The sequence below is a fragment of the uncultured Campylobacter sp. genome (assembly GCF_938017705.1).
In the GTDB taxonomy this organism is placed as follows: domain Bacteria; phylum Campylobacterota; class Campylobacteria; order Campylobacterales; family Campylobacteraceae; genus Campylobacter_B.
The window spans coordinates 1-6,237 of sequence record NZ_CALIIS010000163.1; the positions used below are offsets into that span (position 1 = coordinate 1).

The window sequence follows — 6,237 nt, forward strand, 5'->3', positions numbered from 1 at the left end:
AATACCTGCTTTGCGTTGTTTGATATAGTCGTCAAGGGCAAGACCTGCTGTGCGCGTTAAATTAGGACGCAGCTAAATTTTAAGATGCGGCTAGAATTTGAAGGCGGCAGGCGCGGCTGAATTAAAATTTTAAAAGCATGGCGTCTAAAATTTGAACGCCGAGGCTAAATTTAAAGTATCGAAGCGCAGTAATAATCGCGCCGATCGCGCCCGCGGCAAGAGCCTAGCCGCCGTAACAAAAACCAAAACTACCGCAGTAAAGCCTAGCCGGCCGCGGTAAAACAAAACCGCCGCGAGAAAAAAACCAAGCCCTTGCGGCTAAATTTAAGGATTACAAAGATTGCGACGAACGATATTTTTAAAAACAGCTACCATAATTTTGAGCGTGTTTTACCCTTTCGGCCTCTATTTTTTGCACGGCGGCGCGCGGGTCTGCTTACTCGCGGCGATGAGCGCGCTATGGGGAGCGCGAGCTGTTTTTGAAAGTAAAGATCGCGCTATTAAGGGCGCGAGCGCGGCATTTTTTGCGCTGTGTGCCCTATTTGGCGGTCTTGCGTATCTGTATCCGCTCATAATAAATTTTTCGCTCGCGGCGCTTTTCGCGCTCAGCCTAAGATCGACGCCCGCGATCACGCGCCTGGCACTTTTGAAGCAGCCAGGTCTTAACGAGCACGGCCGCGCTTACACGCGCAAGCTGACCGAAGTTTGGCTCGGATTTTTCGTGCTAAACGGCCTACTTAGCGCGGCGCTGCTGCTACCGCGAGATAAAATTTATTGGAGCGTTTATTGCGGCGCGATCTCATACGTCCTCATCGGCGCACTGATCGGCGGCGAGATGATTTTTAGGAAATTTTATGTTAAAAAATTTGATTAATTCTTTGAAGCCTTACGAGCGCGAAATCCTTGCCGCGGCGGCTCTTGCGCGCGATTTGGCAAAAACTGGATGCAAGCGGAGCGAAGCGGTAAACTTAAAAGGCGCGGACAAATCCCAAAGCAGCGCGGCAAATGTAAATTTAAAAGATGCGGAAAATTCTAGCAGAAGCGCAAATTTTAATGGCGCTAAAAATTCTAGCGGCGACGCAGGTGCCACGCGCGCCCTGCAAGCGGCGCAGGCGCAAGAGCAAAAGCGCGCGCCGATGATCGAAATTTACGGCGAGGATGCGGCGGAGTTCATTGCGTTTTTTTTCGGCGCGCTGATTGCGGGTTTTGCGCCCGTGCTGTTGCGAGAGCCCAAATTTAGCGGCGAATTTCATCTCGGCGGCGACGTGAAAATTCCAGATCTCGCCGCAGCGCAAAATTTAGACAAATTCGGCCCGCATGATTTAGAAAACATTTCGCCTCCGTGTACGGGAAAATCCGCGCTTAAAATTTCATCTAAAAACGCGCCGCAAAATCACGCACCCTGCGAGCAGGAGGCCATCTCGTTACATCTGCTGTGCGCGGATCAAAAATTTTATATCAAAACTTCGGGCTCGACGGGCGAGGCGAAAAATATCGAAAAAAGCCTACGCGATATGGTTTTAGAGGCGGAATTTTTAGTAGAAAGATTCGGCCTTTGCGCAAGCGATCGATTTTTATCGGGCGTCTCGCACCAAAATATGTTCGGGCTAACCTTTAGCATCTTCGTGCCGCTACTTTGCGGCTCGCGCACGCAAAAAGGCGGCCTAAACTACCCTGAAATCATCCTCGCAGCCGATCTTGCGGGCGCGGTGCTGATCAGCTCGCCTACGGTGCTCGGCGCGCTGTGCGAACACGCAGATGCTACAAACATAGCGCCTTTGGGCACTATTTTTAGCGCGGGTGCGCCACTAAGTCCTGCGATCCGAGATAATTTGCGAGCGCTTAGCAGTGCCCGCATCGTCGATATTTACGGCTCCAGCGAAACGGGCGTGATCGCTTGCAACGAGGGTGCGGGGCTTAAAAAATTCGCTCCCGTTAGCGTGCAGATCCGCACGGATATTGATAGCTGCGGTGCGGCAAAACGCGAGGGCGAGCTCTTTGATCCTGCGGCAAGCTCTTGCGGCGAAAATTCTATGGCAGAGTCCAAGAAGCACTGTGCGGGCGAACAAAATACAGACGAACAAGACACAAACCGCTCGGGCGAGCTAGCGTCTAAATTTAATGCAGACGTTAGCAATAAAACCGCAGCCAGCCAGAAAAACAGCTCCGCACCGAGCTCTGCGACGAAACACGACGATAAATTTACGCAAGAGAACGGGCTTTGCGATAAATTTACGACAAAGCAGCCCGCCGACAATTTTTCGCAAACGGGCGAGTTTACGATCAGCTCGCCTTGGTGCGAGCGCTTCGAAAGCCGCGATTTCGGCTATGTGCGCGCAGACGAGATCACCCTTTTGGGGCGCGGCGATCGCACCGTCAAAATCAACGAAAACCGCGTGAGCCTCGATCTGCTCGAAGCCAAACTCCGCTCGCACGAATTTATCGGCGAGTGCAGGATCGATCTGCACCCGCAGCGCGACCGCGCCGTAGCCCTTATCAAGCTTAGCGAGCGCGGCGAGCAGGCGTTTCGCGCGGGCGGCAAAAAGGGCGTCACGGATGAGCTGAAGGCCTTTTTGAAGCCCGAATTCGGCGCGATTTTGCGCTACTTCAAGATCGCGAGCAAGCTGCCTTTTAATGAGCAGGGCAAGCTAAGCAAAAAGGACTTTTTAAGCGCCTTGCAGCGCTACGAGGTGCCCGTTTTCGAGCGGAGCGCGGAGAATGCGTTTCGCGCGAAGGTGCGTGCAAGCGACTTTTATTTCGACGGACACTTTGCGCGATTTGCGCTGGTGCCCGCGTTTATGCAGCTTCGCTTCGTATTGATCTGCGCAAAGGCCCTCGGCTACGAGCTGGACGGCATGCAAAAGATAGAAAATTTAAAATTTAAAAATTTCATCCGCCCGGGCGATGAAATTTTAATCAAAATCACCGAAGCAAGCGACAAACTTCGCTTTGAAATTTCAAACGACAAGGTCTGCGCCAGTGGAAGAATTTGCCTTTAAGCCCGCGTTTTTACTGCCCTACTTCAACCACCCCGCGCGCATCGCCGAGCTCGTGCACGCCCTGGCGCCCATCGCGCCCGTGCTGATCGTGGACGACGGCAGCGACGAAGCGAGCAAAGGCGCGCTAAATGGGCTTGCGGCTCAAATTTACACCCGCGCGCAAAACGGCGGCAAAGGCGCTGCCGTGTGCGACGGGCTGACGTGGGCGAAGGAGCTTGGATTTACGCACGCATTTCAGATCGATGCGGACTTTCAGCACGACATAGGCAGATGCGAGGAGTTTTTGGCGCTTGCGGCAAAGCAGCCCGCCGCGCTGATCTGCGCCGCTCCCGTGTATGACGAAAGCGCACCAAAATCCCGCCTGCACGGACGTAAGATAATGAATTTTTGGTGCGTGATCAACACCCTTTCGCACCGCATAAAAGACGCGATGTGCGGCTTTAGAATTTACCCGCTAGAGGGGATCGTGCCACTTCTGCCTCGCACTAAGAGCCGCAGGATGGGCTTTGATGCCGAAATTTTAATCCTAGCCGCGCGGGCGGGACTAGAGATAAAATGGCTCGATCTGGCGGTGCGCTACGAAGCGGGCGGAGTGAGCCACTTTGCGCCATTTCGAGATAATTTCGGAATTTCGCTGATGCACGCTAGGCTATTTTGCGGGCTTCCACTTTGGCTTGCAAAAAGAGCGCTAGAGCGCGCCTGCGATAAATTTAAAAAGCGCGGCTTGCAGGATGTTTCGCAGCAGAACGCAGACGAAATTTTGCAAGGGCTAGCGAGGCAAAACCTTTGCAGCGGCGCGCGGCGCGATAGTCGCAAAGATACAAAAGAGGAGATGGGCAGCGACGCAAACGAAAAAGTTGGTACTGAAAAATGCGGCGACAACGCCGCAGCACAAAGCTCACAGGCGAGAAATTCAGCGCAAAGCTCGCTCGTAAAAGCCTCGCCGCAACATGCCGCCGCAAAGGACGGGCGCGATGGCTAAGCACTGGAGCGAAAACAACGAAAAGGCGGGCGCGGCGCTTTTAAATTTAGCCCGCTTCATCACGCTTCACACGCCTGATTTTTGCATGCGAGGCACCGCGCTTTGCATCTCGGCGATCTATTTTGCGCTGCTTAAAAACGAGCGACGCGCGATTAGGGAGTTTTTGAGACGCGCGCTTGATCGCGATCCCAAGATTCGCGAAATTTACGCGAATTTTTATAAATTTTCCCTCAGTCTGTGTGAAAAAATCGCGGTTTGGAACGGCAAGATCGCGCTGGATCAAATACGGGTGCAAAGCGGTATGAAGGAGCTTTTAAGCGACGGAACGGGCAAAATTTTAATCACTTCGCACTTCGGCAACACCGAGATCGCGCGCGCCCTTTCGGCAAGCACGGCGGGGATAAAAATCAACGTGCTGATCTTTCGCAAACACAGCGAAAATTTTATGAAATTTATCGAAAAAATGGGCGGCGGCGTGAAAATTCTTTACGTCGGCGAGCTCGGCATCGGCGAGATGTTGCAAATCAAAGAGCTACTGCAAAACGGCGAGCACATCGCGATAATGGGCGATCGCATGCCGGTGGGCTCGGATAAATTTCAAAGCGAGGATTTTTTAGGGCGCAGCGCGAACTTCCCGATCGGCGGCTATCTGCTCGCTAAAATTTTAGACGCGCCGCTATTTAGCCTATGGTGCTACGAGGGGCGCGAAGGGCGTGAGCTGCGGCTGCAGCCGCTGCCTGCGCCGCTAAAAAGCCGCGACAAGGCGCGATCGGTCGCGCTAGCGCTTAAAAGCTACGTGCGGCAGCTCGAGCTTTATGCCAAAGAATTTCCTTCTCAATGGTATAATTTCTTTGATTTTTGGGCACAAGGAAAAGACGCGAACGATGTGGAGCGCGACGGCGCGCAAAATTTCGGCGAGACGGGTTCAAACGCTGCGTCAAATTTAAATGGCGCAGCGGATTTAAATGACACGGCAAGTTCGAATGCCGCGTCAAATTTAAAAAGTACGGCGAGCTCGGATACTGCGCTAAATTTAGATAATTCAAATTTGAGCGCTGCAAAATCCGCCTCGCAAGACGAAAAATTTCATAGCGGAGAGAGGAATGAAAGAGTATAAATTTCGCGCCAGATTTTACGACGCCGATCCGATGGGCGTGATGTGGCACGGCAACTACGTAAAGCTATGCGAGGACGCTAGATGTGAATTTTGGCGCGACGCGGGCTACACATATATGCAGATGAGAGATGATGGATTTATATATCCCATTATCAAAATGGAGTTTAAATTTATCGCGCCGATACTTTTTGACGACGAGGTTGCGGTGAGCATCGAGCTACTTGAATGCGATACGATCATAAAATTCTCCTACCGCATCAAAAGCCCATCCGGCGCGCTCCTAGCCAAGGCAACCACGTCGCAAGCCGCGGTGGAGCTTGATTCCAAAAGGACGCTGTATGAGATACCGCCGCAGCTAAGGGAGTGCGCGGATAAAATTTTAGCAAAGAAAAATCCCGCGAGTAAAATTTCAATGGCAGATAAAATTTCAGTAGCGAACAAAGCCGCGCCCGAGCGAGACCGCGCTAAAAACGCCGCGGCGAATGAAATTTTAACCAGCGATAACGAGCAGTGAAATTTAGCGAGCATAAAATTTAAAGGACTACGATGAAAATTTTAGCTTTATTTTTGGCGATTTTGGGACTTGCGGGCGCGCTTGAAGTGGGCGATCTGGCGCTTAAGACCGACAATATCGGCGGTAAATTTAGCGAAACGCTCAGCATCGAGGGCTTTGCCGAGCCCGTGCGAAGCAGCGGCGAGTTTAGGATCAAAGGCGGAGAGCTGTTTTGGACGACGCTAGAGCCGGTGCGAAGCGAGCTTAAAATCGGCGCAGACGGCGTCTTTGAGCGCAGCGGCGAAGCGTGGGTCAAAAGCGCCGATTCGCTTTTTGATAAGGACACTTTTTTGGCGATATCGCGCCTGGACGTAGCACGGCTTAGCAAAAATTTCTCGATCGCGCTAAGTGGCAGCAAAGATGCGTGGCGCGCCGAGCTAAGCCCAAAAGGGATGCTACAAAATATCTTTAAAAATATCGTGATCGAAGGTGGCGCCTACGTCAGGGTGCTGCGAATTAGCAGCGCTAACGGCGACGTGAGCGAAAACGTATTTTCGGACGTCGTGAGCTTAGATGAGTAAGAGCGCGATCCTAGCGGCATTCGGCGCGGCATTCATCGCGCTTTGCGCCTTTATAGCGTTAAATT

At 52.3% G+C, this 6,237-nt stretch carries 6 protein-coding genes; all 6 read left to right on the forward strand.

The annotated features are described in order from the left end of the window. The first annotated feature begins 340 nt into the window (after positions 1–340). From Q0605_RS07890 to Q0605_RS07915, 6 genes are read left to right on the forward strand one after another with little or no spacing between them, the layout of a single operon-like run. On the forward strand, positions 341–874 hold the full coding sequence (locus Q0605_RS07890) for a DNA gyrase subunit B (RefSeq protein WP_298705860.1): 534 nt from the start codon (positions 341–343) through the stop codon (positions 872–874). Further along, the gene (locus Q0605_RS07895; RefSeq protein ID WP_298705863.1) at positions 855–2,999 is read left to right on the forward strand and encodes an AMP-binding protein; all 2,145 of its coding nucleotides are present in this window, start codon (positions 855–857) and stop codon (positions 2,997–2,999) included. Before Q0605_RS07890 ends, Q0605_RS07895 begins: the two co-directional genes overlap by 20 nt. Continuing rightward, positions 2,980–3,981 carry a glycosyltransferase family 2 protein gene (locus Q0605_RS07900; RefSeq protein ID WP_298705866.1) on the forward strand — a complete coding sequence of 334 codons (1,002 nt, stop codon included), beginning with the start codon at positions 2,980–2,982 and terminating at the stop codon, positions 3,979–3,981. Before Q0605_RS07895 ends, Q0605_RS07900 begins: the two co-directional genes overlap by 20 nt. After that, entirely contained in the window at positions 3,974–5,098 is a 1,125-nt protein-coding gene (locus Q0605_RS07905) for a hypothetical protein (RefSeq protein ID WP_298705869.1), read from the forward strand. Before Q0605_RS07900 ends, Q0605_RS07905 begins: the two co-directional genes overlap by 8 nt. After that, a complete protein-coding gene (locus tag Q0605_RS07910) occupies positions 5,085–5,612 on the forward strand; it encodes a thioesterase family protein (RefSeq protein WP_298705872.1) in 528 nt (175 codons plus the stop codon). The genes Q0605_RS07905 and Q0605_RS07910 overlap by 14 nt, the downstream gene beginning before the upstream one ends. Positions 5,613–5,644: 32 nt before the next feature. Then, complete coding sequence (locus tag Q0605_RS07915; protein WP_298705875.1) at positions 5,645–6,172, forward strand: outer membrane lipoprotein carrier protein LolA; 528 nt, start codon at positions 5,645–5,647, stop codon at positions 6,170–6,172. Positions 6,173–6,237 lie beyond the last annotated feature (65 nt).

Coding starts and splice junctions, on each gene's coding strand:
- Q0605_RS07905 (WP_298705869.1), top strand. CDS start 3,974: ATGGCTAAGCACTGGAGCGAAAACAACGAAAAGGCGGGCGCGGCGCTT.
- Q0605_RS07915 (WP_298705875.1), top strand. CDS start 5,645: ATGAAAATTTTAGCTTTATTTTTGGCGATTTTGGGACTTGCGGGCGCG.
- Q0605_RS07910 (WP_298705872.1), top strand. CDS start 5,085: ATGAAAGAGTATAAATTTCGCGCCAGATTTTACGACGCCGATCCGATG.
- Q0605_RS07895 (WP_298705863.1), top strand. CDS start 855: ATGTTAAAAAATTTGATTAATTCTTTGAAGCCTTACGAGCGCGAAATC.